Genomic DNA, 542 nt, shown 5'->3' on the forward strand with positions numbered 1-542 from the left:
TGGGCGGCCGAACGGCGGGCCATTTCGGAGACGGCCCCGAAGCTGTTCTGCACGGACTCTTGCATGGTTCGCACCATGGTTTGCGCGCCTTCCACCCCAGCCCGCACGGTATCTGCAATGTCGTCCGTCACCCGCTGAACAGTTTCCACCTGCTCGCGCGCCTGCTTGGCCTCCGCTCGCTTTGTTTCGTCGTTGCTTGCCATCTCATCCTCCACTGTTTCGGCTATGGCGTTGGCTTCCTCGTCGCTCAGCACCTGGAGCACGGCTGGAAGCAGTTCCTTCCGGTCGTCCCGGATGTGTTGCTGAAACACCTTCCTCAACTCGGCCACTCGGCTGAGGAAGGCGTCATCGTTCTTTGGCATGCGCTCCAGCTCGGCCAGCAACGCACGCGTCTCGTCATTGTCGATAGTGGCGTCCCGCACGAGATCGTGCATCCCATGCTGTCGCAGGATCGGGAAAAGGTGTTGCTCCTGGAGGCTGGCCAGGAGATCGAGCTCCTCCCTCAGGTCCGCAAGCATCCGCTCACGCGTCTTAACGGCTTT

General features: G+C 61.6%; 1 protein-coding gene. It reads right to left on the reverse strand.

The window, feature by feature from the left end:
- Positions 1–542 (reverse strand): hemerythrin domain-containing protein (locus JKG68_RS32880; protein WP_202066676.1); only part of this gene is annotated, 542 nt, incomplete at both ends.

The sequence above is a fragment of the Microvirga aerilata genome (assembly GCF_016743775.1).
Taxonomy (GTDB): Bacteria; Pseudomonadota; Alphaproteobacteria; order Rhizobiales; family Beijerinckiaceae; genus Microvirga; species Microvirga aerilata.